The sequence below is a fragment of the Acinetobacter sp. V2 genome, assembly GCF_001188385.1.
GTDB lineage: Bacteria > Pseudomonadota > Gammaproteobacteria > Pseudomonadales > Moraxellaceae > Acinetobacter > Acinetobacter oleivorans.
Map to the genome: position 1 here is coordinate 53,580 of NZ_JZFB01000002.1, position 948 is coordinate 54,527.

Annotated in this window: 2 protein-coding genes; both read left to right on the plus strand. The window is 39.6% G+C overall.

Annotated features, from left to right (window positions below; translation table 11 throughout):
* Positions 1-501 (plus strand): PLP-dependent transferase (locus UC75_RS20895; protein ID WP_228137235.1); only part of this gene is annotated, 501 nt, incomplete at its 5' end.
* Between the two features lie 43 nt (positions 502-544).
* Positions 545-948, plus strand: a 404-nt coding sequence (locus UC75_RS20900) for a helicase HerA-like domain-containing protein (protein WP_228137236.1), incomplete at its 3' end; no start/stop codon positions are given.

Genomic DNA, 948 nt, shown 5'->3' on the forward strand with positions numbered 1-948 from the left:
CTTCATCACCACCTGTTCCGTACGCATGCCATTTTAGGTATTGCAGTTTCAGGAGACGATGCAGCTCAAGTCCAACGCAGTCTTGCTCATATGTCTTTACGTTATGAACAACAATCAGCTAATGCTCAAACTTTACTTAAATGGCTAAAAAACCAATCTCAATTTGCACAAGTTCTACATCCAAGTGATGAGACCGCCCCAGGCCATCAATATTGGCAAGAAATCTGTATAGACAGTCAAAGTGCTGGTCTAGTCAGTGTTATTTTCAAACCTGAATATGACATTACAGCCGTACGTCGTTTCTGCGATGCCTTAGCATTATTTAAGCTCGGTTTTAGCTGGGGAGGACCCGTTAGTCTGATTATGCTTTATGATTTAAAAATGATGAGAAAACTTGAGAATACACATTTACAACAAGGATTATTGGTTCGCTTCTGTATAGGACTAGAAGATCCACAAGATTTAATACAAGATATCGAAAATGCACTGAAACAACTGTAAAAACGACAAGATCATAGTGACTCGAACCACAGGATAAAAATATATGGGTACACCGATTGTTATTGCTAAAAATATTAATGACACATCCAAAGAAATTGTTTTACTTTCCCAGTTTGCTAACCGCCATGGACTTATTGCGGGCGCCACGGGTACAGGTAAAACAGTTACGTTAAAAGTTCTAGCAGAGAGTTTTTCTCGAATTGGTGTACCGGTATTTCTTGCCGATGCTAAAGGTGATGTTTCGAGTCTCGCCAAAGCGGGAGAAGCTTCAGATAAATTTAATGAACGACTAAAGCTTTTGCAGATTGATAGTGTTCCTTTCGCAGCTAATCCAATTGTTTTTTGGGATTTATTTGGCCAACAAGGCCACCCTATTCGTACTACCATCTCTGAAATTGGGCCAATTTTATTGGCTCGCATGCTCAATTTAAATGATACTCAAGAGGG